Origin of the sequence: Halocatena salina, from assembly GCF_023115355.1 — an archaeon.
In the GTDB taxonomy this organism is placed as follows: domain Archaea; phylum Halobacteriota; class Halobacteria; order Halobacteriales; family Haloarculaceae; genus Halocatena; species Halocatena salina.
Window position 1 is genome coordinate 150,407 of the sequence record NZ_CP096020.1, and the last position, 26,908, is coordinate 177,314.

25 protein-coding genes and 3 pseudogenes are annotated in these 26,908 nt (G+C 52.4%); 14 read left to right on the forward strand and 14 right to left on the reverse strand.

What is annotated here, in order from left to right:
- The first annotated feature begins 270 nt into the window (after positions 1–270).
- Entirely contained in the window at positions 271–1,644 is a 1,374-nt protein-coding gene (locus MW046_RS13565) for an Nramp family divalent metal transporter (RefSeq protein WP_247995122.1), read from the forward strand.
- Between the two features lie 177 nt (positions 1,645–1,821).
- Positions 1,822–2,256 (forward strand): universal stress protein, encoded by a 435-nt coding sequence (locus MW046_RS13570; protein ID WP_247995123.1) that lies wholly within the window; start codon positions 1,822–1,824, stop codon positions 2,254–2,256.
- A 255-nt stretch (positions 2,257–2,511) separates the two neighbouring features.
- On the opposite strand, the gene MW046_RS13575 is transcribed toward MW046_RS13570, so the two are convergent.
- The 7 genes and pseudogenes from MW046_RS13575 to MW046_RS13605 all read right to left on the reverse strand — a co-directional run bounded on the left by MW046_RS13575 (position 2,512) and on the right by MW046_RS13605 (position 10,540).
- Positions 2,512–3,450, reverse strand: a complete 939-nt coding sequence (locus MW046_RS13575) for a dihydrodipicolinate synthase family protein (protein ID WP_247995124.1) — start codon at positions 3,448–3,450, stop codon at positions 2,512–2,514.
- Positions 3,451–3,714: 264 nt separating this feature from the next.
- On the reverse strand, positions 3,715–5,166 hold the full coding sequence (xacF, locus tag MW046_RS13580) for a 2,5-dioxovalerate dehydrogenase (protein ID WP_247995125.1): 1,452 nt from the start codon (positions 5,164–5,166) through the stop codon (positions 3,715–3,717).
- Between the two features lie 217 nt (positions 5,167–5,383).
- On the reverse strand, positions 5,384–5,977 hold the full coding sequence (locus MW046_RS13585) for an IclR family transcriptional regulator (RefSeq protein ID WP_247995225.1): 594 nt from the start codon (positions 5,975–5,977) through the stop codon (positions 5,384–5,386).
- A gap of 3 nt (positions 5,978–5,980) precedes the next feature.
- Positions 5,981–6,148 (reverse strand): annotated as a pseudogene (locus MW046_RS13590) (helix-turn-helix domain-containing protein); the annotation flags it as partial.
- Positions 6,149–7,866: 1,718 nt separating this feature from the next.
- A complete protein-coding gene (locus tag MW046_RS13595) occupies positions 7,867–9,177 on the reverse strand; it encodes a site-specific integrase (protein ID WP_247995126.1) in 1,311 nt (436 codons plus the stop codon).
- Positions 9,178–9,358: 181 nt separating this feature from the next.
- A complete protein-coding gene (locus tag MW046_RS13600; RefSeq protein WP_247995127.1) occupies positions 9,359–9,709 on the reverse strand; it encodes a DUF7437 domain-containing protein in 351 nt (116 codons plus the stop codon).
- A gap of 288 nt (positions 9,710–9,997) precedes the next feature.
- Positions 9,998–10,540 carry an NUDIX hydrolase gene (locus MW046_RS13605; protein WP_247995128.1) on the reverse strand — a complete coding sequence of 181 codons (543 nt, stop codon included), beginning with the start codon at positions 10,538–10,540 and terminating at the stop codon, positions 9,998–10,000.
- Between the two features lie 830 nt (positions 10,541–11,370).
- Here MW046_RS13605 and MW046_RS13610 point away from each other — a divergent pair.
- Both MW046_RS13610 and MW046_RS13615 read left to right on the forward strand, forming a co-directional pair.
- Complete coding sequence (locus MW046_RS13610; protein WP_247995129.1) at positions 11,371–11,511, forward strand: hypothetical protein; 141 nt, start codon at positions 11,371–11,373, stop codon at positions 11,509–11,511.
- Between the two features lie 15 nt (positions 11,512–11,526).
- Positions 11,527–11,667: a hypothetical protein gene (locus MW046_RS13615; RefSeq protein ID WP_247995130.1), complete on the forward strand. Its 141-nt coding sequence runs from the start codon at positions 11,527–11,529 to the stop codon at positions 11,665–11,667.
- A 1,149-nt stretch (positions 11,668–12,816) separates the two neighbouring features.
- Here the strand turns inward: MW046_RS13615 and MW046_RS13620 are convergent.
- Positions 12,817–13,464 (reverse strand): hypothetical protein, encoded by a 648-nt coding sequence (locus MW046_RS13620; RefSeq protein ID WP_247995131.1) that lies wholly within the window; start codon positions 13,462–13,464, stop codon positions 12,817–12,819.
- 421 nt (positions 13,465–13,885) lie between these two features.
- Between MW046_RS13620 and MW046_RS13625 the strand changes: the two genes are divergently transcribed.
- Together MW046_RS13625 and MW046_RS13630 are read left to right on the forward strand one after the other, a co-directional pair.
- Positions 13,886–14,719 (forward strand): hypothetical protein, encoded by an 834-nt coding sequence (locus MW046_RS13625; RefSeq protein WP_247995132.1) that lies wholly within the window; start codon positions 13,886–13,888, stop codon positions 14,717–14,719.
- 583 nt (positions 14,720–15,302) lie between these two features.
- Positions 15,303–15,986: a haloacid dehalogenase type II gene (locus MW046_RS13630; protein ID WP_247995133.1), complete on the forward strand. Its 684-nt coding sequence runs from the start codon at positions 15,303–15,305 to the stop codon at positions 15,984–15,986.
- A gap of 82 nt (positions 15,987–16,068) precedes the next feature.
- Here MW046_RS13630 and MW046_RS13635 read toward each other — a convergent pair.
- Positions 16,069–16,833: pseudogene (locus MW046_RS13635) on the reverse strand (SDR family oxidoreductase).
- A 53-nt stretch (positions 16,834–16,886) separates the two neighbouring features.
- Complete coding sequence (locus MW046_RS13640; protein ID WP_247995134.1) at positions 16,887–17,345, reverse strand: TVP38/TMEM64 family protein; 459 nt, start codon at positions 17,343–17,345, stop codon at positions 16,887–16,889.
- Positions 17,346–17,622: 277 nt separating this feature from the next.
- Here MW046_RS13640 and MW046_RS13645 point away from each other — a divergent pair, with 277 nt between their 5' ends.
- Positions 17,623–18,735 carry an NAD(P)-dependent alcohol dehydrogenase gene (locus MW046_RS13645; RefSeq protein ID WP_247995135.1) on the forward strand — a complete coding sequence of 371 codons (1,113 nt, stop codon included), beginning with the start codon at positions 17,623–17,625 and terminating at the stop codon, positions 18,733–18,735.
- A 206-nt stretch (positions 18,736–18,941) separates the two neighbouring features.
- Complete coding sequence (locus MW046_RS13650; RefSeq protein WP_247995136.1) at positions 18,942–19,730, forward strand: formate/nitrite transporter family protein; 789 nt, start codon at positions 18,942–18,944, stop codon at positions 19,728–19,730.
- Positions 19,731–19,903: 173 nt separating this feature from the next.
- On the opposite strand, the pseudogene MW046_RS13655 reads toward MW046_RS13650, so the two are convergent.
- Positions 19,904–20,506 (reverse strand): annotated as a pseudogene (locus MW046_RS13655) (FAD-binding domain-containing protein); the annotation flags it as partial.
- 125 nt (positions 20,507–20,631) lie between these two features.
- On the opposite strand from MW046_RS13655, the gene uvsE reads away from it, so the two are divergent.
- From uvsE to MW046_RS13680, 5 genes are all read left to right on the forward strand, one after another.
- Positions 20,632–21,564: a UV DNA damage repair endonuclease UvsE gene (gene uvsE / locus MW046_RS13660; RefSeq protein ID WP_282190236.1), complete on the forward strand. Its 933-nt coding sequence runs from the start codon at positions 20,632–20,634 to the stop codon at positions 21,562–21,564.
- Between the two features lie 134 nt (positions 21,565–21,698).
- Positions 21,699–22,010, forward strand: coding sequence for a hypothetical protein (locus MW046_RS13665; protein WP_247995138.1), 312 nt, complete (start codon positions 21,699–21,701; stop codon positions 22,008–22,010).
- Between the two features lie 17 nt (positions 22,011–22,027).
- Positions 22,028–22,222 (forward strand): helix-turn-helix domain-containing protein, encoded by a 195-nt coding sequence (locus MW046_RS13670; protein WP_247995139.1) that lies wholly within the window; start codon positions 22,028–22,030, stop codon positions 22,220–22,222.
- 182 nt (positions 22,223–22,404) lie between these two features.
- Positions 22,405–22,980 carry a carboxymuconolactone decarboxylase family protein gene (locus tag MW046_RS13675; RefSeq protein ID WP_247995140.1) on the forward strand — a complete coding sequence of 192 codons (576 nt, stop codon included), beginning with the start codon at positions 22,405–22,407 and terminating at the stop codon, positions 22,978–22,980.
- A gap of 140 nt (positions 22,981–23,120) precedes the next feature.
- Positions 23,121–23,348, forward strand: coding sequence for a DoxX family protein (locus tag MW046_RS13680; protein ID WP_247995141.1), 228 nt, complete (start codon positions 23,121–23,123; stop codon positions 23,346–23,348).
- A gap of 202 nt (positions 23,349–23,550) precedes the next feature.
- Here MW046_RS13680 and MW046_RS13685 read toward each other — a convergent pair whose 3' ends face one another.
- Positions 23,551–24,093, reverse strand: a complete 543-nt coding sequence (locus MW046_RS13685; protein WP_247995142.1) for a hypothetical protein — start codon at positions 24,091–24,093, stop codon at positions 23,551–23,553.
- Positions 24,094–24,632: 539 nt separating this feature from the next.
- The gene (locus tag MW046_RS13690; RefSeq protein ID WP_247995143.1) at positions 24,633–25,265 is read right to left on the reverse strand and encodes a class I SAM-dependent methyltransferase; all 633 of its coding nucleotides are present in this window, start codon (positions 25,263–25,265) and stop codon (positions 24,633–24,635) included.
- Positions 25,266–25,669: 404 nt separating this feature from the next.
- Here MW046_RS13690 and MW046_RS13695 point away from each other — a divergent pair, with 404 nt between their 5' ends.
- Positions 25,670–26,131, forward strand: coding sequence for a hypothetical protein (locus MW046_RS13695; RefSeq protein WP_247995144.1), 462 nt, complete (start codon positions 25,670–25,672; stop codon positions 26,129–26,131).
- Positions 26,132–26,289: 158 nt separating this feature from the next.
- Here MW046_RS13695 and MW046_RS13700 read toward each other — a convergent pair whose 3' ends face one another.
- Positions 26,290–26,457, reverse strand: a complete 168-nt coding sequence (locus tag MW046_RS13700; protein WP_247995145.1) for a hypothetical protein — start codon at positions 26,455–26,457, stop codon at positions 26,290–26,292.
- Between the last annotated feature and the right edge of the window lie 451 nt (positions 26,458–26,908).

Sequence of the window (26,908 nt, forward strand, 5' to 3'; positions counted from 1 at the left end):
TCTTGATCCTAGAGAAGAAAACGGCTACGGTTGTAGTATCACGACCGACTACTGGAGTATAACTAGCGGTTAAGCATCCAGCACCAACTGAATCCGGGAAACTGTACACATTGAGGATGTGCTCGAAATCCGCCGTCGGTAATTTTCCGGTGTCACTGTACAGTCGAGGTGTCTTGGATGCGTAGATAAATAACGAAGAGAGGAAACTGGGAAATCGAATCAATCGTAACTATTATTACTGATCCAATTCTCTATCGATTGGAATCACATATGAGTGAAAGTCTCAGCCGAAGTGAAGAGTCCCAACAGTCGGACTCATCGGCTAAAGAATATCGAGAACCGCCGCAAACGTTTGTGGGTATACTAAAGTATTTAGGACCAGCGTTTGCGACGCTGGCGATCACCATCGGGTCCGGTGAACTGATCGCGACGACGGCCGCGGGTGCCGAAGTCGGGATCGTCGTACTGTGGTTTCTAATTATCAGCCTTTTCGTCAAGATCGGAATTCAGTACATTATTGCCAAGTATGCAATGATCGAGAACAAGACCCCTCACCAGATCTTCGATGAAATACCGGGCGAGATATTTGGACACAGTTGGAGTTACTGGTTCATCGTGATCAAGTGGTTCTTTTCGGACAATATCCAGTACATGGGTGTGTTCTTCGGAGCTGCAGTGCTGCTCCACCACCTGGTAGGACAGACGATCCCGATCTTCTTTACAACGCTCCTCGTTCTCCTCGGCGTGACGATACCTGCATTGAGAGACTACGATTTCGTTGAGGATTTCTCTACGATACTCGTCTTGGTGCTGGTCGCGCTGACGCTCGCTGCGGCGGTGCTCTCGTTTATCTCTCCGTTCAGGCTGTCAGCCGGAGACATCGCGTATGGACTATCCTTTACCATCCCTGATAATGGATATTACATCATCTTCGGAACGATCGGGATAACCGGCGTTGGAGCGGGGGAGATCATCGGTTACGTGTTGTTCGTCAACGACGCGGGCTACGGCAAACTTGCTGGTCCAAGGGACTCAGATGGATGGAAGGACCGAATGCAGGGATGGCTCCGAGTGCTGAGAGCTGACGTGTTCTTGAACGTGTTCCTCGCGGCTATCGTCACGGTTTCGTTTTTCATCGTCGGATCATCGATTCTCGCCAACTCGGGATCGTATCCTGATGGGCCTCAACTAGCTGTCTATCTCGCTGGTGCGTACGAGCAGTTGTTCGGTCCGGTCGGCTACTGGATACTGATCGTCGGTGGATTCTTCGCTCTTTATTCGACCATCTTCGGTAAACTCAATTTGCTTACCGAGGTATGGCCAGATATCCTGAATCAAACCGAGCGGTGGAATGACCTCGATATGCGGAAAGTTAGTCTGTTCATCGGCGTTGTTTCGCCGATCATCTGGCTACTGGGTGGCACGATCACCGGCTCGATCACCGGGCTCCTGTTCCTCGGTGGATTCATCAACACGATGGCGCTGTTTCCAGAGATCGTCACTGCCATGTGGATCCTGTACAACGACTCCGAGCGAGACCCGATGTTCCAGTTTTCATTGCCAGCCAAGTCTCTCGGCTGGATCTCTCTTATTGCCACGTTCGGGATGCTCGCAGCCGTGCTTGTGCTCCAGATTCCGGCCTGATTAGAGGCTTCGGAACTGTTCGTGCTGGCAAGTAGTGTCGACCCCTTCTAAAAGCCACGGCGAGATCTAGGCTGTTCGATACTGAACTTTTCCTACGGCAACATCAATGAAGCGCCATTGAGACGGTGCCCACCCGAAGATAGTTTTTTGACAGTGTGTATTCAAACTACACTCGCGATGGAAACCATACTGATCGTCGTGACTGGTGAGAAGCCAAATAAGAAGTTGCTAGCAGATGCAAAACGATACGCAACTGGTATCGAATCGCAGGTAGTCCTCTGTGACATTCGTGAGGAAGGATTCCACCAAAACAGCATCCAGCGGCACAGCAAGGTGGGACGCGAGGCTGAAGAGATCGACCAGTATGCCGCCGAGACGGCTGCAGCCGAGATCGCTGAGGATGCTTTCGGTGACGAAATCCCGTACGAGGTAGTCGGTGTTCCCACAGAGAGCGCCAGTACAGTCCTAGAGATCGCCGAGGAATACGGCTGTGACCGCGTCTTCATCGATGCTCGGAAGCGAACGGCGGTAGGAAAGGCTATCTTCGGGGACCTCGCACAAACGATAATACTCCAGTTTGACGGACCAGTGACCGTAACAACTGAATCATGAAACGCACTCCATCCCGTAATAATACATAGAATACAACTAACAAAATGATGAAATAAAGTTCCGGATATTCGACGCCAAATCGATCGTCTCGTGTAGCTCAATAACACACAGCATTCCCTGGCTGAACTGTTTCTTAAATAAATCATCAGTGAGATGGATAAACTTGGAGTCGATCCATCTCAGTTGTCGGAGATGGCCGATCGCTACACCGGTGGTTGATGCGCCGTTAGTTTTTGTCTCTATCTTTTATGGAAATCACCTGATGAGACGGTTGATATCATCATCCAACTGTCTATAAAGTTCTTCAGCTTTCGCTTCTTCTTCTGGTGCCAACGGTCGTATCGGTTCGCGCACGGCTCCGCCGTGAAGGCCAGCGAGCTCAAGCCCTTTCTTAACAGCTGGGACGCTGGCCGCGCCGGGGATAGTGTTGTTCTGTCCCGTTTCATCTCTTAGATTTTGATATGGAAGGCAGATATCACGGAGAACTCGGGCCTGTTCCCAGTTTTCTGCTGAGAGCGCATCAAACAGTTCCAACCCGATCTCAGGACGGAAGTTACTGACACCTGCCGAGAATCCTTCGACACCTTCTGCCCAGTAGGCGACTGCATACGGTTCTGCGAGACCGTCGATCCACACTACATCATCAGCACCTGCATTTATACCTGCGCCGAGTTTTACTGGATCCTCCAGTGCATACTTGATTCCAATAACGCTCTCAAGTCTGGTCAGGTCGGCCAGATACTTCACCGATGGAGTAAACCCACGAACATACGGGACCAAAGGTGTTTCCGTCACCGAAGCGAGATCACGGTAGTAGTTTAGTAATCCTCGTTCATGGATGTACGAATGGTCCGGCGGCATGATCATCATCGCATCGACACCGATCTGGTCATACGCACGAATCAGTGTTTGTGCAGTCGCTGTACTCCCGCCAACACCGGCAAGGACACACGCATCCGATGGGAGCGCGTCGACGCTTGACTCTGTCACAGCGATGCGCTCGTCCTGCGACAGAGAGTGATATTCGCTGATGTTGGCAGACGCCAGAAACGTCCGTATTCCTTCTTTGTAATGAGTTTGTGCGTTTTCCTCGATTTTCCAGTGCTCGATGTCTCGGTTCTCGTCGAATGGCGTAAGAAGACCGACAGCAACGCCACGGAGGCGCTCCTTGATCTGCTCGGCTACTAATGGCATCACGATAGATCTGGTTGCCAAGTTTAATAAACCTATCGTCCATGAAGAGATGTAGAATAAATTTTACTTCGTTTGAAACCGGGCTGTCGGTATCGCATGCTGTTTTCCTGTATTTACGACGTGAGTAGGATCGAAACTGTCGTTTGACTCAACAGGAAGCCACAACATCGACCTTCAGTTACTTGCTTTCTGCTGATTGCCTTGCCGGATGGATAGTACCGTTATCCAGCCCTGGAAATACTGATGGGACGGTTGCTCGCTATTTCAGTAGTTGCGGTAGATCGTTTTCGTGGTAGTAAAGAAATCGAGTCCGGCGTCGCCCTGTTCTCTATAGGTGTTTGTTGAGGAGTTCTTGAAGCCGCCGAAAGGAACGTGCAGCTCTAGTCCAGTCGTCTTTTCGTTGACCTTGGCGACACCTGCTTCGATACGGTCGACGAACTCGTCGGCTTCGGTCAGGTCCTGGGTAACGATACTCGCTGCGAGCCCATATTCGACGTCATTGGCCAGAGCAAGCGCTTCTTCGAAGTTACTGGCCTTGATGACGGACAACACTGGACCGAAGATTTCCTCTTGAGCGATCTGCATGTCGTTATCCACATCAGAGAAAACTGCTGGGGATACGTAGTAGCCGTTCGCGTACTCGGGATCGGTAAGTCGCTGTCCACCAGTTTCTAGGGTTGCACCCTCGTCCTGGCCGATTTCGACGTATTCGAGCGTGGATTCGAGCTCACTGTTCGAGACGTGGGGTCCCATATCGGGATCGTTGCGTCCTGGACCAATGTCCATACTGTTGGCATACTCAACCATTGCGTTGACGAACTCGTCGTACACCTGTTCGTGAACGATCGCGCGAGAGGCGGCGGTACAGGACTGGCCGGTCGTACCGAACGCTCCAACACCCAGGGTTTCAACAGCCTCGTCGATGTCGGCACTCGGCATGACGACAGTCGGGTTCTTGCCGCCCATCTCACACTGGACGCGCTTGAGACCCTCCGTGGCAGTTCGGGCGACGGTTATCCCAACAGCGGTACTGCCGGTAAACGAGACACCATCGATCATCTCGTGTTCGGTCAGTGGTTTTCCGACGTCGCTCCCAGAGCCAGTTACGACGTTTACAACACCAGCGGGCAAGCCGGCTTCATCAAGACACTCAACGAGGATTCGTGTTACATTGGGTGCAGCCGATGCTGGTTTCACGACCACTGTGTTGCCAGTAACCAGCGCAGGGGCAAGCTTCCAAGCAGGGATTGCGATAGGGTAGTTCCAGGGTGTGATCAGTCCGACCGTCCCGAGCGGTTCACGTTTGGTGTATATCTCTTTTTTGGGACTGCTTGGCGATTTCACCACGCCGCCGAGGTCGCGGGCTTTCTGTGCATAGTAGGCGAAGATATCGATCGCACGCTGGACCTCACCAGCGGCTTCCGATTGCGTTTTCCCTTCTTCTCGGACGAGCATCGTGGTTGTCTCCTTCTTACGCTCTTCGAGAAGTCGGCCTGCTTGCTTCAGGATCGCACCCCGTTCTGGTCCCGGTGTGGTAGCCCATTCGTCTTGGGCAGCGACAGCGGCCTCGATCGCCGCTTCGGCATCGGTTGTCGTCGAATCCTGATATCGTCCGACCACTTCGTCTGTGTCTGACGGATTTAGCACGTCGAACGTCTCGCCAGATTCAGAATCGACCCACGTTCCGTTGATATAGTTACCATAGGTTGTTGGCATCCTTGTGGATGTTCTCGATTCTCGTTTACTAATGTTTTGGTGGGGTCGGTACGGTGGTTGCCCTTCGATTTAAGGAAGCGCTACAACGGTCGTTCTCGATACGTCTGGATATGCGAAAACTGTGGAGTTGTCTCCGATGTTGCTGTCCAAGCGCCGAGTCGCGAGATCTGAGTGCCACCACAGCGGTCTAATACATTCTTCAGAAGGTGATAACGTCTTACGAATACATCGAATTGACCTCAATGACGTTAGCTGCCTGTGCTATTACCCCACTGAGATCGTTCTCGATTCGCTCGTCTGTCATTCGCTGTGACGGTCCTGAGATACTGAGTGCCCCCAACACATCAGTGTCAGGAGCGGCAATAGCCATCCCGATACAGCGTACCCCGGGAATGTTTTCCTCGTCGTCGATAGCGTAGCCCCGCTGTCGTGTTTTCGCTAATTCTTCATGTAGATCATCAGCGTGTGTGATCGTTGCCTCGGTCCGTTTGGGTAGGCCGTGTCGCTCGATAATTTGTTCGACCTGTTCTGGCGACAGCTCAGCTAATATCGCTTTGCCAAGTGATGTTGAGTGCATCGGCATTCGTTTTCCGATACTCGAAACAGTTTCCACGGCAGCATCTCCACGGGCTTTAGAAATGTAGACGACCTGCCCCGCTTCTTCAGCGCCGAAATGGACGAGTTCACCGGTATCGACAGCAAGACTGTTGACCTCGTCCTCGACGATGTCGTGCTTTGCCACTTCGTTTTTCACGTATTCAGCGATATCAAGAAATCGGAGGCTCAGACTGTACGTGTACCCGTTTTTCACGACGAGACCTTCCTCCTTTAGTGTGGCTAGATGTCCATGTACGGCACTCTTCGAAAAATCAAGATCTTCTGATATTTCTGTAACGCCAGCTCCTCCCCGCTCTCGAAGCACATTTATAATCCGACATGTGTTCTGAACAGCTTCAATTTTTCTCGGGGTGTTCGTTGGCATGTACGAGCCGATGAGACGCAGAGTAAAAACTCTTGTTCCCCTCTTGAGAACGTTCTTTTATCGGGACTGTCCACAGGGGAGTATGGTTAGTAACGGTTCGACGCGCTTTTAGAGCAGAATGAATACCTCTATTGTTCTTCTCTCTCGAATCCGCTGTGACAGGTTATGAAAGGCACATTATCAGCACATTCGTGTATCGCGTCGTAAATGAGCGTTTCTCTGATCGCCGGTTCGTTCCATTTGTTACTTACACCTGAAATAGGGCTCGCTAAGGACTACAGTGTTGCTATCGTCATACTATGGGACGAGTAATAAGCTACGATCGATGGTTACATCCGTACTATTGTAATAGATATCTATGACAACTGTCTATCGTACTCTGTTCACTCGTAGATAACAGATGAATACTACGAAAACAGGGACCGCACCCACGAAGTATTCGCAGCTAACTGGTTCTCACATCCAAGTCGAAGCGGTTGCACTGTCGGTTGGACGAGGAGATTATGGACGACGGAGGTCTGTCGCTGTCGTCGTCTCTGTGTTCGACCACTGCGACAACGACCGGACAGTCAATGAACCGTTACGACAGTACGCTTGTAATAGGAGGATACACCAACATCACAGTGTAACGAGTGTGTTACAGATCTAGCTCATTTGGGTATGCTATCTCCGAACTATTCAATCACACGCATCATGGCTCTAGAACAAACATCTCATTACTCATACCGACGCTGCATCTAGTGGAGAGCAACTGTCGACGAGTCAGGTTGGAGTCTAATTTGGCTAGCGATTCATCCTCGATTCATACTTGGTTCTCCAGTAACGATAAATACCTACCGATCATGTTGAAATACAACAAATAGTTTGATTATGTCTCTTTATATGGAAATATAATTATTAGAATTAGAAATAATCACTCGATTACTTTGTAGGTGATAGACATCTATCAACATTCATATTAAGGACTGTCACCACGTACGTCTCATAGGTAACGTAGAGCCTGACAACCTGCGCTTATCGATAATCACCGGAATGAATCTCACTGGATGGTATCAGTCTACGACACCTGCACTCGAACGATGGAATGTAGCTAGTGATCGATGTGGGTATTTCGGAATGATCATCACTGTATTCTACTAAATGTCTATTCCTATACGAGTGGTTATTTCTAATGTTATATAAATTATGGTATAGATATTGAAACGCGCTAGCGCCAAATGCTTTGTCCGTCGCATAGAACATGGTGGCCATAAAACGTGAGCATACATCGGCTAGCTGCCTACGATGCCGAAGAACGGCGATATCCTTCCGTATCCCAATAAATTTCTATTATCACATAGATATTTCGTGTAGAATGATGCAGAGAGCGTCATCGCTACCTCATCTCTTTCGAAATGATTTATGAATCGTATGGTGTATAGATATCCTCGGAGTCAGAGGCCGATTAGATGATAGCTCTCTTATTGACACACTCAATTCGTCCTTCCACAGCTCTGGTGGCTTAGCAGACTGTCATTCTCTGACTGCCGTCCTCAAGAGCACCGCTATCGGGTATCTGGACCGAACTGGGTGTCGAGAAGCGTGGAGAACACGTCCTAGTCGTGAGTACTTTTGAATAGCTTGATCGTCTACCGATGATTACTGGTAAACACGTTGCTGCTGCTCCCTCCGTCGTTTCTTGAACGGCAGTCTCGAAGTATTATCTTCGAGAGAGGTGCTTATGCTGGATCTCCCTCGAACGCATCAGAGAGTCGTTCGCGCATATACTGTCGGCGGAGGTGGCGCCGGCGTGTTGGGGAGAGATAGTCTTGGAGTACCACTTCAGCACTCGCACTTCCCTGTTCTGCGGCGATGTCACTCACGTCAGAGAGGATCGCCTCCTGGGTTGCTGAATAGGCGTCATACCAGAATCGTCGGCCCATCTGTGGAATTGGTTTTTTGCCCTCGATCGTCTCTGGAAGACCAGCTTGGTCAGCGAGTGTATCGAACCACGAGAGGATCGTCTGGCGGGTTCGATGGCCCGAGCCAGCTCGATCCGAGGGAAACAGATATCCGTTCCATCGGTCGCGCTCGCTGAGTTCTGCCACTCGATCTGACGCAACTTCACGGCCGTAGAGGATCGAGACCTGACCGGGACCGTTTTTGCGCTCCTCGAAGGCGACATACGGCACCTCGGTTTCCGGCGGATCAAGTACGAGCTGGGATCGATGGAGTGCAGCCACCTCTCCCGATCGGAGGCCCCACGCACAGAGCGCCACGACGAGGAGGCGCTCGGTTGATGTCTGGGCGTGCTCGTAGAGCGCGCGGACGTGAGACGCGTCGAGCGCTGGATTTACCCGGTCACCGGACGCGTTGTCACTGCGGCGACTCCACCGATATTCGTCGTCGAGTCCGGAGACGGGGTTGACCGCAGCCCGTTTGCGGCGCACCAAATGCGCGTACCAGTCGTCAACGGCCTCGTGGAGCCGGCGCATCGTTCGAGGCGCGAGCTCGGCGTCAAGTGTATCGAACGCTTCCCATGCGGCATCGGTCGCCTCGTACGCTGGGACATCACTGTCGCGGGCGACCGGTGTGAGCAGGTCCTCGGTATCGTTAACCGAACAGTAGGTCTGCACATATCTGCCGAGTCGATACCGGAACGTGTTGGCGGATGACTGACTTAAATCGCCCCGTTCGGCCCGGCTGTCGATGTATGCTTCGAGCAGTTCGACTGTCTGGTCATGGCTTGTTCCCCAGTCGAAGCCCGCGTCACGTTCGGTGAGATCGAGGTCCTCGGCCCAGAACTCCCCGAACGTCCGATCGTGGTGCTCGCGCAGCGCATAGATCAGTCCACGAAAGCCGTTGGCAGACAACCACTCGTGGGTTGGGCGCTCAGTGTCAGGATCGAGCCCATATTCGCGCATTGCCGGAGCGACGTGTTCCCAGTACACATCGACGAGCTCGCCACGATCGAGCAGCGTCCACCGGATCTCATCGGGTACCTGGTCGTGCTGTTCTACTGGTTCGGTTGGTCCGTCGGTGGTGGTCATGTAATGAGGTCGGAATGAAGTCGAACCTATCGACGACTTCGATCTGCTCTGGAAAACCGTTTTCCCTGACGGCTCTAGCAGTGCCGGCCCCCGCGTCGGTGTCGGTGACGAATCTGATCGAGACACGGATCGCGGGCTCGCATCTCACAACGACATCCAGAGCGAATGGAGAACGGCAATATCAAATGCAGATTGGGGGGAGTTCGAGCGCTGCCACTCGTTCGGTCATACCTTTGATGTCGGGAATAGCATACGTGAGTGCGGCTGCAACTTTCCCACCCCCGTGTTTTTCGCCGAGGAGCCCAAGGTCACGATCGTGAGGAAGCCTCCCGACCGCCTTGATGAGAACCGGTGTGATCATGTACTCAGCGCCGTTGAGTGTTGTGGTGAGTTGGAGAGCGTGCGGTGTATGTGTTTTCTGTGAGTCGTCCCAGTGAGCGCCCCACGATCGACGAGCACTCGTACATCGGCATACGCTGTCGGGAGAGATCGAGATCGTCACCGATCTGGTCGATCGTGACGGTCCCAGCATGGAGAACGCACGCGTATAGGCAGACGGGGATGGTTGCGCCAGTTGAGCTACCAGGATATCCCATTGACCGCTTGTTCTGGGTCGGCAATTCCTGATATATAATTCATAGTTATGTATTACGTAATAACGACTGAGAAGTTTTTCAGTGCCCTCATCTAGTGAAGTAACCCTTGTGCTGCGGTTGGGGATGAATCTGAGTCAGTCATGTTCGGTTGGTAGCGTGGTACAGACAGCTTTCATACATGTATTGTATGTTTCCAGACCGATTAGTCTATACTACTCGTACTGTTAGCCATTGCTCGTTCGGAATTCGTTGATCGCTGCTCGAATGTGTAATGCATCATTGGGTTCTGGTCGGAGCTCCTGTTCTGAGCCTCGAAGCTCATTCAGAGACCAGAATCGCGCGTCACTCGCATCACCGCCTGCTGTTGGCTCACCACTCACATCCTCGAACTGAACAGCATAGGTGTACCCAGCGTTGTACCAACCTTGTGGGGCAGCGGCTGCGTACCCGGTGATGAGCGTCAGGGTAGATGGAGTAATGTCGAGCCCCGTCTCTTCGTGAAGTTCGCGGGCGGCCGCCTCCGCTGGTGGTTCACCCACTTCGATGACGCCGCCAGGGAGTGCCCACTTTCCGATGTGTGGTGCATTAGTTCGTTTGATGAAGAGCACATGCTTTCCGTCCATGACCGCAACATCAGCACATGGGATCGGACGCTGGAAAATAATCCGGGCACAGGCCGCACAGTATGAACGGTCTCTGCCGTCGAACCATTTGCTTTCGAGTTTGTCTCCACAGTCCGGACAGAACGTTGCCCTATATGATGTCATAGTTGAGTATCACACGTACGCGGTATAGGGTATTATCCTAATCCGACTGGGATGGAAGAGGTATACTCATGTCGTGTCCATATATACAGTGTGATTGTAGATATTATGTGACAAAATACATATTACTCGATGCATATTGTAATACCATTGATCACAGCGACCGTCTAGTAAAGAGAACGTGATAGCCGAGCTGCTGAGCGACACTTAAAGGGAGGTACAGTCTCAGTTGGGCATCTATCTGCACCACGAAGAGGTTTCACATGCCATTCTGGTTGTCACCTAAGAATAACTCTCACCCAGGTCGTGTCAAAGACTCAGATGGTGACGCTATTGAGGAACCTCAACAGGTTCAAAACTCCCATCTATATCTTCACCTTATCGCTAGAGTCACTTAAAGGATCGACAGTGGTGCTTATTCTAGCTATGGGCCAAGTCTGGTCTCAGAGGTTGGAGCATCTGCCTTCTCAACTGGGGTTCCGTTCGGCGTCCGACCGCTGGCGGTTTCTCGTGCCGATCAACCACATCAAGAAACAGAGATGCCACAGTATTGCACCATTTTATATTATATAATAACTAGAAACAATAAAGATACTGTCTCATATTGTGGGTATAAATGTAATTATCCTACTATGGGTTCGAATCTTTTCTGAGATCGATGGAGAGCGCGTCGTCTCACGTCTCAGCGTGGTCTCCCTCGAGTCTGTTATCGCTGATAGGTTGTCGTCTCAACGCCAAGATCAGTATCGAGTTGGTTTCGATGTGTTGTCCGACCCGCCTGTTTATGACCGACTGGCACAAAACGGGACATAGCTGACGACGCAGTGAGAGCAATGACCGAGGATAATGATCTCGAACAGCATCGAGAGCGAATTCGAAAGATCGTCGAAGAAAGCGATAGCCCGTTTGACACAGACAAAACCCGTAATCCAGAGCGGATTGAGCCGATCTGCGAAGCACTCGAACAACGATAGAAGGAAGCCACCGATATGCGACTCGGGCAGCTCGTGAGCGTTCTCACTGGTCAGGGTGACACGTTCGCTGTCGAAGACACACTGGTCATGGACGAATTGAGTGTCGAGATTGACGGGGAGTTTTGGGCCGATACAGAAGACGTGAACAATGCCTAACAATGACAGGCAAGCGATGACTGCCAGAAAGCGTATTCTGGGTAGTTTTGAGCCCTCGACGATGGTTCAAACGCGAGTAATCCATGTTGCAGTGTTGCTAGTCGGCGCGCCGCTGGCTAGATGTGTGGATAATAGCGGCGCTACTGAACTCAAGAACGCGCGTGGCTCAGTAAGCAGCGTGACGAGTAACGGAGGCTTCGTCACCATCTTATACGTTTCCTGTATGAAAGTCTCGCAATCAGTGTTCAAGAACTGAACCGACATCAGCGTATATGGTTGGCAAGAGACCAAGAACAGAATAGATGAGAACTACTCAACCCACCACTCTTATATAGGTTATTTATATTTAATGAACATATTGGGATAATTTGTAAAAATAGTTCGTCTGCTGAGAGCGTCCACGGCGAGCCCGGACTGTTCCGGGGAAATGGGGCAAGATCGATGATTGCTCTGAATTCGGGCCGCTGTGATGTGTATCGACGATTGGCGTCTCTGACACCCCGGCAGCGGACACTCCAGCAGGAATACTAAAAGTCATTTGGGCGGCGAGTGCAAGACGGGTGGCCCGTTGAGCCGACGAGCTGCATAGCAGTAGATGTGAATCCGCTAGCAGGACAGACAATGACCGAGAAGCGATGAGTGATGAATAATTGGTGGTCAGAGCGTTCAGCTAAACGTGTTCGTCACGATTAGTAGGACGGAAACCTGTGTTACCACAGGTTCCAACGTACAATGGCCTGAAATGGCCATTTACTCATTTTACAGTTTCATATATAAGTTTTACTTATTTCCCTCACCAAAATTTTATATATGAATATAAAGTAACAATAATTGGGTTTGATCCTGTGGTTAAAGGATGAATCCAACGTACAATGGTCAGGAAATGTCCAAATTGCAGTACGCGGATGGATAAAGTGAAAAAGCGAGAGAAAGGGTTCGTATGGACCTGGTATTGGGTGTGCCCCAACCGAACCTGTCAAAGACAGGAACCAGCAGAATAGAACCCTTGTCGGCTCCAAGCCGATTTCGACTGACGAACACGGAATGACGCTGATGTAGCGGGGATTTCCCCCTGTGACGATACGGTTTCACCGTGGCAGTAAAGACGACAATGTAGCTCACCGACGATGGGTCGGAGACGACGCAATTTTACGAATGAATCAGAGCGTCCGTGCGCGCGTCATGATAGATCCACGTAGCATATGCAGCTAGTTCGGGAATACCCCAGTTGTCAGCATATTCCTCAATCGTTGATCGATTTGTTTTACCCATCTCGATTGCGCGGTTGTAGCCGTCAATAGAATCATCATGTCCTTGGGGAACGAACGTCGTATAGGCAACTTCATCGGGTGAAAACACTCCGTTTGAGACGAGATCTGCAGGCAGTGTTCGTTGTTCTCCGCCGGTTAAAAAGTGCTCAACATCCTCTTCCGAATATCCATAGAAGCATCCCAGACGACGATGGTATGCTTCGGAAACCTCTCCCTGGGATGGAAGAAGATCAAGGCGCCAAGAGCTTCGAGCAACATCTAAGCAGGTATCTGCCCACCACTGGTAGTTGAGGTCGAAGGCTTCAGCTATCTCTTCAGGAGTAATTGGATGGTCAGGATCATCAGGCGGGCCAAAGATAGTGATCTCAGTAGCAGGGCGTTTACCGGCGAGCAGAAGCGCAAACCAGATCGGTTCTCGAATATTCATCTGATCCTTTTTTCTATGAGTAATAAATTGTCTGAACATCTCCCGCTGGTGCTCCGTTAGCGTCTCAAGGGGGAATGTCGTCCGATCTGGAATAGACATGATACTACCTATTTCGTTCTCGTATTAAAACCATGCGTGGCTTGCCATGATCATGGTTCACTGGTATACAATCCTCGCCGAGCGGATCGTCGAACCCGGTCAGCAACCGAAATTTCAATGTTCTCTCCGTTCCCAAGGCAGGCTAATCGGCGTCTCGTTGGAAGGTATGGACGATTCTCTGAACGTATCCAACTACCTGCTGTCACGCTAGAACAATACTTCACCGACAGCAATCCTTGTCAGATTTCTGAAGAGCAGTAGCTGTTGAACGGCGATCGTCTCAGAAACTCTCTGGTCGCCGGGTGTCGCCCTCCGAGAGTATGGTTGTAAATCTTGGTAGCAGTAGCTGATTGCGGGTTTTGTTGATTGTCGGGTCATCCGTGACGAGCATTTATCATACCTACCCGATGTACCAACGACTATGTATGGGGTCCTTACAAGCAATTCAACGCTGGTTCGAGAAGACATCGGGAGCGTCGCGTACTACATTGCCGACGAAGTAAGTGGTCGCCGTCGTGCTCCGATTGAAGGGATAATCAACTCCGTTGCGTGCTGGGGAGACACGAAAGCTGTTCGTGACGATCCCTCTCGAGCTGCACGCACCGAAGGTGGAACTCGTGCACTTCCTACAGTCGATGGGCATCATTGGGGAACTGTCTGTCCGACCGACCCCGACTACCGGATGGAGCTCCTTGACCGGATCGAAGCGGTTGGCAATATAGGTGCTGTCAGACTCACCACCCCCGGATTTCCTGGTTCTGAATTCTGTCGATGTGATCGCTGTGAGCGACAGTTCGCAACGAGTGCGTTCGACGATTGGCAGGCGTGGCGAACGGAGACGATCACCCAGTTCGTCCGAGAGGCGTCAACTCGGGTGGACGGGGACCTGATCGTCACGTTGTACCCGGATCCGTACCCAGGTAATCTTCGTGAACGGACCGGCCTGAATCCCCAGCGACTTGTCCCTCATGTCGATGGCTTTCTTGTCCCGCTCTGCAGTATCAGCTACGAAACAACCTATTGGGTCGAATCGCTAGCCGGAGGCTTCGCTCGCGAACTGGGAGATTTTGATGTCTCGCTCATGATCCAGCTCTCGGCATCTGAAGCCACGATCGAGCGGCTTGTCGACATAACCCGCCAGATCGACCCGTACGCCGATGCGGTCGTCTACGGGACTGACGAGGATAGCGTCGACACCATTCGGGAGGTCATCCATCGTTGCCGAACGGCTGAACCACTGTCACCGATCGTCTGAACATCCTCGCTGCCGATGTCTAGTTCGCCCACCAAATCCAGCGAGCACTCAGTCGGAACGACACTTGTGAACGTGCTTAAAACCAAACGACACAGCGAGCGTACTGTGGTACTTCTTGCAATCACCGGCTCAACCACCTACGGTATTATTACTAACTCAATATAACAATGGATTCCAAAGCGAAGCCCCGAACACGCCGACATGATCGCTGGTTTCCTCGGATCCATTATCGGAGCTGTTGCTGGTAATACGTGGAACAACGCATGCAGTCCATGGCTTGGACAGCAAGTAACGAACGGCGATTCGTAACGATCTTTGATAACGGAAAAAGAGCTGTTTTTCGTGAACGTTCACTCACCTTGACACTGGGCGCTAGGAACGACATAGATCTCGGGGAATGGATTGTAGTGGCAGGAACGTTCAACGGCGAAGGTCTTTCTGACGCCGTTCGAATTCCTCTCGGAAGAGTTCTTCTTCACCTATTAAGGAGATCATGAAGACCATTAGCAGTAACGAACAAAACGAGCCACTTGCAGAGCCGAACCCCCGGTAGTTTTGAGTAGATTCGGGGAGAGAGATCCGTATGGCCCTCGATCCAGAGTCCGTTTCCGTGGTCGCGTTCGATTCGTACAGCACCATCGTTGATGTCGATACGGCCGCGAGGGCGCTTTCTGAGCACACTGATGACGCAGAAAGTGTCTCAGACCTCTGGCGGTCACGCTCTCTCAGCTATGCGATGCACAGTGCCCTCATTGATACGTATCGTCCCTTCGACGACCTGCTCCGCGATTCGCTTGACTACGCACTCGCTGTCAATGATATCACTGTCGACGAGAATGAACGTGAACAAATACTCGAAGTATACCACAACCTTGCTGTTTTTGAGGACGTTCATGAGGGGATACGGCGACTCACGGACGGGGGATACGACTGTTATATTGTTTCAAATGGTACTCCGGAAATGCTTGATTCACTCGTCGAACACGCCGACATCGGCGCGTATATTGAGGAAACGATCAGCGCTGATGAGGTAGGTATCTATAAACCTGCCCCCGAGCCGTACCGTGAGGCTGCCACCCGGTCAGAAACACCGATCAAGGAGATCGCGTACGTGGCTGCTGGGTGGTGGGACGTTCGCGGCGCACTACACGCTGGAATGGTGAGTGTTCGTATCGACCGGAAAGGATTACCGTGGAGTCCGTACGACGGCACGCCTGTCGCTACGATCGAAACGTTCCATGACCTTGCGGATGAGCTCGGGGTTTGAAACCACCGTGTCTGAATACTGTGGGCTATTATCTCAGCACCACCACTCAAAAACGAGTGCAACCTCGCTACGGACGCCACCGCTACGGCTGAACTTGGTCCGTCGGGCGAATCAGGACTTCATTGATATCTACGCGTTGTGGCTGTGTCACGATAAACGTGATTGTTCGGGCGATGTCTTCAGGCGTGAACTGCTCCATCGATTCAAAAAGGTCTTCGGTGGCTGACTGGACTTCCTCATCAGGAATGTGTTCGATAAGTTCCGTATTGACGGCTCCCGACTCGATTGTCGCAACGCGGATTCCCGCTTCGGCAATATCGCGTCGAAGCGACTCACCGAATTGGATAACACCGGCTTTTGTCGTGTCGTAATGTGAACTGTTAGGCTGAGAGAAGCGTCCAACGACTGAAGAAAGATTGACGATGTGTCATCTTCCTTGTTATACCATCGTGGGGGTAACAGCGTGAGTGAGTTTGACCAGCCCACTGAGATTGACATCGATAGTGGTCTGAAGCGTCTCATGGTCCGCGTCCGCGATATAAGCAAGAGGCATGAGACCGGCGTTGTTCACGAGGATATCGACTCGGTCGTGTGCGTCGATTGTCGCATCAACGAGGGCGTCGATATCCGTATCGTCCGTGAGATCAGTCGGAATAATGAGCGCCTCGCCGCCTTTGTCTTCGATTTGGGTTGCGAGTTCTTCGAGTTCGCTTTCACTGCGTGCAGCGAGAACGATGCTTGCCCCCCGTGACGCTAAGGAGGTGGCCGTCGCTTCTCCAATTCCCGAAGAGGCCCCTGTAACGATCGCAACGTGTCCATCTATCTCTGAATCGAACTCTGTTGTCATCGACTGTAATAAGGATCATGAGCGAGTTAGGGGTGATGCTATCTAAAAGGTGTTTAAGTAGGCCTGCGACTGGGCAGAGGGTTCTTGAACGGATCACGTTCGGTGTGAACACGTGTCTGAGCTGGTTCAACAGTGTCTGCAGGGGCTGGTGAGAGTCGTGCTGCAACCCTCCCGCGAAGTTCACCTGTCGTCTCCACGAGTGTCGTTCTGTGTTCTACAATCCGTCCGAAGTATGGGATTTCCTCATTGAACCGGGTAGCGATGAGGAACGGTGGAGCGCACGTGAGGAGTGTTCCAAGCAACGCCAACGGAACTTTGACTGGAAAGCCGAACGCATAGCCGATAAAGACGGGGAATATGCTGAGTGGCCACAGGAAGAAGGGGCGCACGAGATACAGACCGATCAGACCGACTACAAGCATCGGCCAGTACCGGTCACTCCACTGGGCCAAAGGAAGGAACTCGGTGGGTGCATGTAGGACTCCAGTGAGAGCGAGCAGTCCGAAACCCATACGGGGATTAGCACACGCAAGAGGCGGTAACGGAATGTATTGCTCATTGTAGTGAATATGCATACGTTGTGGTATAGGACAGTTTTGTCATCGTTCTGCTCGTATTCCGTGGTGTTATCTCCGGTTGAGAACGGTGAAAGCGTGGTGACTCCGATCGGGGTGATCATTCGCTTGAGATATCTGGGCACTCGTTCGACTTTAGCCGTGTCGGTCACGGTGGTGTATTTTCCATGCAGTTGGGAAGAATAGTAATGCGGTCTCGGAGAGAATATTAACTATGGAGATCGAAGCAGCGGTTGTAAGAGAGCAAGAAGGACCGTTCGAGATCGAGAGTCTCACCCTGGAAGATCCCCGTCAGAAGGAAGTACTTGTTCGCATTGTTGGCACTGGCATCTGCCACACAGACCTTACCGTTCGCGACGGTAACTATCCACCGGATCCGCCGGTCGTTCTCGGTCACGAAGGAGCTGGCATTGTTGAGTCCGTTGGAAACCGTGTTGCAGCAGTCGAACCAGGTGATCGTGTTGCATTGACGTTCAACTACGATGGGACGTGTCCAAACTGTCGTCAGGGTGATGTCGCGTACTGTGAGTCGTTTTTCGAACAGAACTTCGGCGGGACTCGATTCGAAGACGACTCCTCGCCGATAAGCGATAACGGTGACCCCATCAACGCTAACTTCTTTGGCCAGTCATCATTTGCAACACACGCTATTGCGCATGAAGAGAACGTTATTCCCGTTACAGACGATCTCCCCCTAGAGTTGGCCGGACCGCTTGGCTGTGGTGTTCAGACCGGTGCAGGAGCAGTAATGAACTCTCTCACTGTTACTCCAGGGTCATCACTCGTCGTCTTCGGCACCGGAACGGTCGGTCTCAGTGCTATCATGGCTGGGCAGGTTGTCGGAGCGAAAGATATCATTGCTGTGGATCTCGTGGATAGTCGCCTTGAACTTGCGTCAGATCTCGGCGCAACAATGACGGTGAACCCTCAATCAGTTGCTGACGTTGTTGAAACGGTCCGAAAAGCAACCGACAACGGGGCGGATTACGCCGTTGAGTCAACGGGCGTCACCGATGTCCTACGGCAGGCGTTCGACTCGCTGGCCAAACTCGGCACTGTTGGTGTGCCCGGTGCACCACCGCTCGGAACGGAGGTCAGTCTCGATGTGAACAGCTTCGTCACCACTGGCCGTTCGGTACGGGGCGTAACGGAAGGAGATTCGTATCCTAAGGAATTTATTCCAACGCTTATCGATCTCTATCAGCAAGGCCGATTCCCGTTCGACGAGTTTGTCGAGTACTACGAGTTTGAGGATATCGATAACGCCATTGAAGACGCAGAGAACGGTGAGACTATCAAGCCCATCCTGCGAATGAGCGACGCCTAATGGATGATATACTGATACGTTCGGGTGGCTCCAGAGGATTTTGCTCCTTGCGCCGGTGCCCACTAATGCTGTTTAGCTCGACTCGGCACTCTCCACGGCCGACACCTTCGTATAGGGCATCGAGCTGACAGCGAACCACTGTAGCAGCTAAGTCTTATCATTTGCTAGACTGAATCTTTATCACTCAGCAAACCGATAGCCAGTACGTGACTGTAGCCCCTTCTCCGGCTGAGATCTTCGACCGGGCAGTCGAAGAGGGTGAACGGCGACTCAACCAGTCAGCGCTCGAACTCGTTGCGACGAGCTTCATCGCGGGGTTCACAGTCGTTTTCGGCATCGTTGCTCTCGGTATCGTCCACGCGGCGGTCAAGCCCCTGTCCGGCGATCTCGCTTCGGTTGCAGGTGCACTTGCCTTCGGTCCTGGCCTCATATTTTTGGTAATCGGCCGAACGGAACTATTCAACGAGAACTTTTTGGACCCGGTCGCGAAAGCGGTCAATCAGCCAGATTCGTGGATGGTCGTGCCGCTCCTCCGCCTGTGGAGCGTCACCTTTGTGGTCAACCTCATCGGTGGTGTTCTCATGGCGCTCATCTTTTCGGTCGAGGGTGCGCTGACACCAGCGACAGCGGCGTCATTACGCACGTCAGCGAATGAATTCGTTCACCGAGCGCCGCTGGCGAAGTTCGCGGACGCAATCGCGGGCGGCATCCTCGTGAGTCTGCTGTCTTTTCTCTTGGAAGCCGCAGACAGCGTCAGAGACCGTATTACTCTCGCGTACATCGTCGGATTCCTGCTGGCGCTCGGACCGTTCGACCACGTAATCGTCACCGTGCTGCACGTCGTTTTCGGTATGCTCTTCAACGCCAGCATCGGCGTTGGAACACTCGCCCGCATGACGGTCATCATCACGGCTGGCAACGTCGTTGGCGGACTTGGTCTGGTTACGCTCACTCACATCGTGCAGGTACGCGGAGCACGCGAATCCGACGATTGAACGAGAGAGTCGCTTGATCCACTGTCGTTTACTGGCGTCGATCACGCACGCTTTCTACCGAACAGTATCACTGAAAACAACGATACTGAAGCGGTTGGGGTGAGCGAATCGGCCTTCAGTACGTATCTCGATGGTGGTGACGGTCTCGATGAGACCGTGTCTGATCGATACTGCTACTCTTTTCCGCGTGCCGTTTCGAACATTTCGATCGCTCGCTCTCTCCGTTCTTTGTGATCGACGATCGGGGCAGGATAGTCAGGGGCGATCTCATCGCGTTCATCGTCTTCGAGTTCGTGCCACTGGTGGATCTTGTCGGGTGCCACGTCACGGAGTTCGGGCACGTACTGCTTGATGTGCTTGGCGTCGGGATCGTACCGTTCGCCTTGTGTCATCGGGTTGAACACACGGAAGTACGGCTGTGCGTCCGCCCCTGTCGATCCGACCCACTGCCAATTGCCGTTCTCGCTTGCCGTATCGTGATCGACGAGCAGTGCACGAAACCAGTTGTATCCGTCCCGCCAGTCTTGCATGAGATCTTTGGTCAGAAACGAGCCAACGATCAGCCGCGTTCGGTTGTGCATGAACGCTTCTGCCCGCAGTTGTCGCATTCCGGCATCCACCATTGGATACCCCGTTTCACCGTCTTTCCACAGTTGTAGTTCCTCATCGTCGTCACGCCACTGTATCTCGTTTTCGTATGTCTTGTAATTCTCTGTAACCACATTCGGATTGAAGTACACTATCTGCGTGTAGAACTCTCGCCATGCTAATACTGAATGCTGTTACACTGTTTTTTGATATGAATGACTGTTGATCCCGTGAACTGGAAATACCCGTTGCAGACAGCAACGAAAGCGAAGATGGTAGCAGATAGCAGCGCGTAGCTGTAGACAATGGTCCCATGACACGCTATGGCTATGCTGTAATGAATGTGACTCTTCGTGAGGAGGACATCCGTACGAATCGTGGGATGCGCAAGGCGACTTTCGAGGATCGCGGGCTTGAATACGCTGGTACCCTCACTGTCCAGAATTGCCGTGATCTCAAACGCATCATCGAGTGGAATCTCGACAACGGCATCTACTATTATCGTATCAGTTCGGATCTGCTTCCTTGGTTCAGCCAGTACGAACTCGATGACTTGCCGAACGCAACCGAAATCCGTCGTTTATTCGAAGAGATCGGCACGCTTGCCCGCGAGCATGACCTTCGGCTCACCTTTCATCCCGGTCACTTTGTGAAGTTGGCGAGTACCGACGAGGGCGTTGTCGAGCGATCGCTAATCGACCTAGAAAATCACGGCGCGCTGTGTGACGCGATGGACCTGTCGCGGACACCCTACAACGCGATCAACGTCCACATCGGCGCACATTATGGTGATAAGGAGACCACCGGAAAACGATTCTGTGAGCACTTTCAGCGACTCTCACAATCTGTTCGACACCGTTTGACTGTCGAAAATGATGACACAGAATCACTCTGGAGCATTCCTGAGTTGATTGAGGCTGTTCATGATCGCATCGACGTTCCGATCACCTATGATGAGCTTCACCACCAATTCACGAGTCGTGGACTGACCCGCCAGGAGGCGATCACGCGCGCGACAGCGACGTGGGACACGACACCGATCATCCACTACAGCGAATCCCGGCGACTGCACGAAGCCGATCCGTCGATTCGACCACAGAACCACAGTGATTACGTTGCGGGACCGATCCGAACCTACGAAACTGGTGCCGATGTGATGATCGAAGCAAAGAAAAAAGAGAAAGCGGTGTTTCGGTATCGCGAATCCACAAAAATGCGGTCCGGGAGCGATACATGTTCGCGTTAAAGCAGAAGTGGTTAGGGATCGAACAGAGCAGTAGATGTCCCACACCCGATTGCAGTTCAAACTTCCGGGGGGTGCGTTCGAGTTTTCAACCGATCATCCTGACAAGGAGTTCCGGATACTCGCTGCCTTCCCTTGTGGACAGTGGACTCTTCGTCGCGTTCGAAGCACCAACGGAGCACCGTCAGGCCGTCCTTCGGTATTTCGATGACGTTCCGCTCTCCCATGACGTGCTCCACACCGACGACCAATCCGTTCTGATCCAGTATGAGATGCCGTCCATTCCACCACCAGTTCGCGCAATCTTGGCTTCCGGAAACCTTGTACAATTCCCACTCACCCTACGAGCTGGATGGATAACGTTCGACCTGACGACCTCACACGAGCGGTTGTCGAAGCTCAAAGCCGAGTTCGAGGACACTGGCTTCACGTATGAGTCGTCTCGGTAACACAAACGACCGATCCGGTGGATCTGTTGACCGACCGCCAACGACGATTCATGATCAAGGCTGTCCAGCGCGGCTACTACGACAGCCCCCGCGAGTGTTCGCTCACCGATCTTGCGGTCACACTCACTGTCAGCAAATCGACGGCGAGCAGGGTGCTCCACAACGCCGAAGAGACGGTTATCAAGGAGTTTTTCGCAGAGCCAATTGAGTAAATCGGTGGCTGTTTAAAGACGATCCACGGTGCACAAGAGGACGCCGGCGTTTGGGTACGCCAGTATCCCTCTGAGTCGACTGGCTCGATACACTGAGATCTTCGCTCGGAGTTGTGCGACTGGCCGTCGAATGAAACATGTTGCAGCGAATATCCATCCTCCGTGCTCTCGTACGTGAATCTATGGTTCTACGACCAGAGTCAATCGAGAAGCCCGATGGACTCAAAATGCGGTTCGGCTACTGGATGGTGCAACGGAAGCCCGGAACGGTGAAGGTCGTGACTGCCTGTCTACCGGAGTCTCTGGGACTTAACCACCCGTTCCATGCGAATGGAATCCAGATTGAGCCTGAACTCAAGCCCATGGTGGGGATGCTCACCTCAGAGAGCAACGGGCGTGGCTTTTGTGTGGGCTTTGGGCAGTCAGGGGCGATCCGCAGGAACCGTGGGATGGAGACGTTCAACGAGCTTGCGGAGTACCAGACGAGTCCGCTCTTTTCTGATCAGGAACGTGTGGCGCTGGCGTATGCAGAGGGAGCCACGCGCAAGACTATCTCCGTCGCCACGTTCAAAGAGCTCCGACCGCATTTCGACGATCGAGAGATTGTCGAAATCACGTGGCTGAATGTGACGCAAAACTACATTAATCTCGTTAATATTCCGTTCGAAATCGAATCCGGCCATCTGTGTGTGATCGCAAAGTCGAAGACGCGGATGGAACATGATGAACGAATTCCCGCGCAAAACGTACAAGAATAAATCATGGCACTCACCATATCTACCGCCCATATTTCTATAAATATTCTGACTATTGTCGCTGTCGGTATCTCAGCGGTAGCCTTCTTTCGCCCCCCAGAGGTCATCCTCGAATCCATGGCCGAGGTAGACGTGAAGGAATCGTGGCTGCCGATGCTGGGCACCCTGAAGGCACAGCGGGCGCGCTCGGGTTGCTGATCGGCATCGGTGTGCCAGTGCCACCGATCGGGACGGCCGCCGCAGTCGGTCTCGTTGTATACTTCGTCGGTGCCGTTATCGTCCACAGACGCGCTGGCGACTACTCGGTCAGTGGGCAACACGTGTACCTTCTGCTGGCTGTGGTCACACTGGTGTTGAACGTCGTCTCGTGAACCGTCATTTGGCCGCCAAATTTGTGTAATTCGAGGAACATCACCAAAATAGGTTCTGAGGCCCCGGCTTGAAACGGTTCGTTTAATAATCCCACTGTACTCATCACCGCCGAAACAAGAGTTGAATCGGCGGTGATGTGCAGAGCAGTTGCCCGGAGCTGGTGACGACTCCGTGGGAGACGAAGAGATCGGTGGCGACGATTTATTTTTGCGGAGAACACTTGTGGACAGCCATATCATAGAAATAATTTATATACGCGTCCAGGTGTGCATGGTCCTGTTCATCGGCAAACGAGGTGATCTGTTCATAGATCGCTTTGCCTCGTTCGATAGCTCGTTCATATCCGTCGACCGAATCATCGAAGCGTTGGGGTAAGAACTTCGTATAGGCTACGTGGGGCTGAAAGACGCCGCTGCGAACGAGCTCCTCTGGATGCGTATCTGCCGGTTCTGACTCAAAGTAATGCCTCAGATCGGCCGGTGAATACTCCAAAAATACCCCCATCCGGTAGTGAAAATTGGTCGCGTGCTCGTCTGCCCGTGAGAGCAACTCAAGTCGCCAAGAGATACGGGCCACATACAGATCGTCGTTCCTGCAGACATGATAGTTCAGGTCGAGCGCCTCAACGAGTTCTTGAATGGTTATCTTGGGCGTGTATTCGCTGTCACTCGGCAGGACAAGGGGTGTGAGAACCATGCCAGGCTTGTCACGAAGTAGTACTCGAACAAACGAGATCGATTCCACTGCATTCACGCTTCAATATTTGGCGTCGAGATAGTGAGTTAGGGTTCGTCGTTGATTATCTGTCAGCGTCTCAAGCGGGAAGGTGGTCGGCTGATCTGACGACTTGCTCGTGTGCTGTGGGCGTGACGGAGTAGACATACTATTGGCTATTTTCTCGCTGTATTAAATGTATGTACAACTGTCTCATAGCTTGCTGGTATTGCCATATCGACTCTATCGCTAGATTCTATCAGGCAAGCTGATGGCCACCTAGCTCGATCTCGATATCGTTCCACCCAGAAATACACGAAAGACGCTCGGCGAGGAGGCCAAACGTGAGGAGACGGGCGTGGCTGACCGAACCGGCACAGCTGGGTATCGTCTTCGATGGAAGCGGAAAGGTCGTGGCTCGAGAGAGCTTTGCTTTTTCGTCACTAAGCGTAGAGGACCTCCGAGAGGTCCGCAAGAGCGCGGCTCTTGTGAGATCACGAACGATCCCAGATCTTTCGAACGACTCCGTGAGGTCGGAGGCTCCACCTTGAAGTATGCATGAGACGAGATTACGAGAGCTTGCGCGCTAGCAGGTTGTAGTGGTCGTCTCTCTTGTCGAGGTCCTCGATCTCGAAGTCGGAGAAGATTTCGTGTACCTCCTCTCTCTTGAAGTTATGATGGGGGACCCCCTCCTCGGGACCCTCGAGCGGGATGTTCGTCCCAGGCTCGACCTCCTCGAACTCCTCGCCGTCTCCCTGCAGTTTCTCTAGTTTCTCGTACGTCGGAACCTGAACGTAGATCAGGCCAGAGGATCGCAGGACCCTGAATATCTCATCTACGGAGTGGTTAATCGTGCTCAGGTCCGCGTGGTGGATGGATCTGATCGCCAGCACGGCGTCGAACTGCTCCCCGTCGTAGGGGAACTTCTCGGCCATGTCCGCCACTTGTACGTCCGCCTCGGCGCCGAGTTCGTCCAGTTTCTCTTTCAGTTTGGCGACCGCCGACTCAGAGAAGTCGAACCCATGTGCGTCGAACTCGTTCTGTGTCAGGTATAGCAAGTGACGCCCTGCGCCACAGCCGACATCCAGGACACTGTCCTTGTCCTCTTCTTCAAGCTGTTCTCGTAGCTCCACGACGGCCGGATCGACATCGCCCTCTACCTTCTCATACCAGTCGCCCCAGCTCTCACGTGCGTCTGTCACAGTTGACCGAGATTAATATATCCCTCTCACTCATAAAGAGCTATCTTTATTCTCTCATAATTTGGTCATCTGCCGTGCTGGACATGGTCGACGGCTCGATCACAACGACTGAAGCCAGGGGGACAACATCGTTTACAAGGGTTCACCTTCGATATGATTTCGCTGGTAAACACACCGGATTTCCAGTAAAAATTCGACCAAGGCGCGACGAGCCACCACCACTATTTCCAGTGGTTCCTGTCTCCACCACGTACCAATGGACGGTGAACGATCTCACGGATCTCGAACAGCTCTTCTGAAGCGATCGCTCCGGTGATCGAAGCAACCTCTGGCCCCATTTGTCGCTGATGGTATCTGCTATAGGCGACAGGATCCTTATAGTGTCAAGCGAAGATGAACGCATCATGGTTGATCTATCTGACGAAGACGCTGCCGTCGTTGAGTTAGTACGACACGAGTTCGAATCGATGGGCGACTTCCATGCGGAGGGACCGAACAGCAGTGTCACTGTGGATCCAGCTGATGTCCTTAGTTCGGATGTGGACGGAAACTGTAGCGACTCGATCTTCTACTCACCGGCACGGGGAGAGTTCATGGACTGGGGCTTCAGATTGACCTGTGAGCTCCGCGATGCGTTCCCACCGGGGGCAGATCACTCTATGACGGAGCTCACCCCGTACGCTAAACGGGTTGCGGAGCGATTGCTGCGGACGTGGCTCACGGTGGATTTCAATAACTATTCTCCCTTTGGTGACACATGGATTTCTGGTAGTATCACGGATGCTGCCGATGCCAAGCGAGCTCGGGAGGCGTACGCAAAAGTACACGGCAAACAACCGTCGGACAGATATTTTCGAGCCTCATAGAAGTTAATGAAGAGGTGATACGGATAGCCATGAAAACAGCCCCCGGGAGGGCGTTTGATTCGGCGGATGATTTTCGCCAACAATGTCCCGAAGGAGAGACAGCGCTGTACCATATCGATTCCACCGACTCAGAACTGACACAGCTCTATTGAGCGTCTTCAATCGCTGTTCCAACATTGATTTTCATGGTGGTTTCTCCCAAAGGCCTGCGCAAGTCGCTCACGCATGTACTGCCTGCGGAGTTGGCGCCGTCGGTCCGGAAAGAGATACTCTTGGAGCACCACTTCGGCACTCGCGCTGCCCTGTTCAGCAGCGATGTCGCCCACTTCAGCGAGGATCGTCTCCTGTGTCGCTGAATAAGCGTCGGGCCGTCTGTGGAATCGGCTTCTGACCGTCGATCTCGGTTGGAAGGTTAGCTCTGGCAGCGAGTTCGTCGAACCACAAGAGGATCGTCTGACGTGTGCGATCGTTCGGTGGGTACAGTATTGGTCTCGTTGCTCACGATCCTACCTCTGGTTTTCTCAGAAGAAGCCGGTATACCGTGGTCCGGGGTGGATCTGAGTCGGTCATGTTCGGTTGGTAGCGGGATACGAACAGCTTACGTACATGTGTTGTGTATTTCCAGACCGTCACAGTCTGTACAACCAACGGTCGATATCACAAGGATATGCATGGTGTGTATAAACTTCATGTCGCTATAGCAAATCCTGTATGCGTAGAGCCATCACCAGTTGCCACTGCCAACGATAGCATCAGACAGATCTGAGACCCTCATCC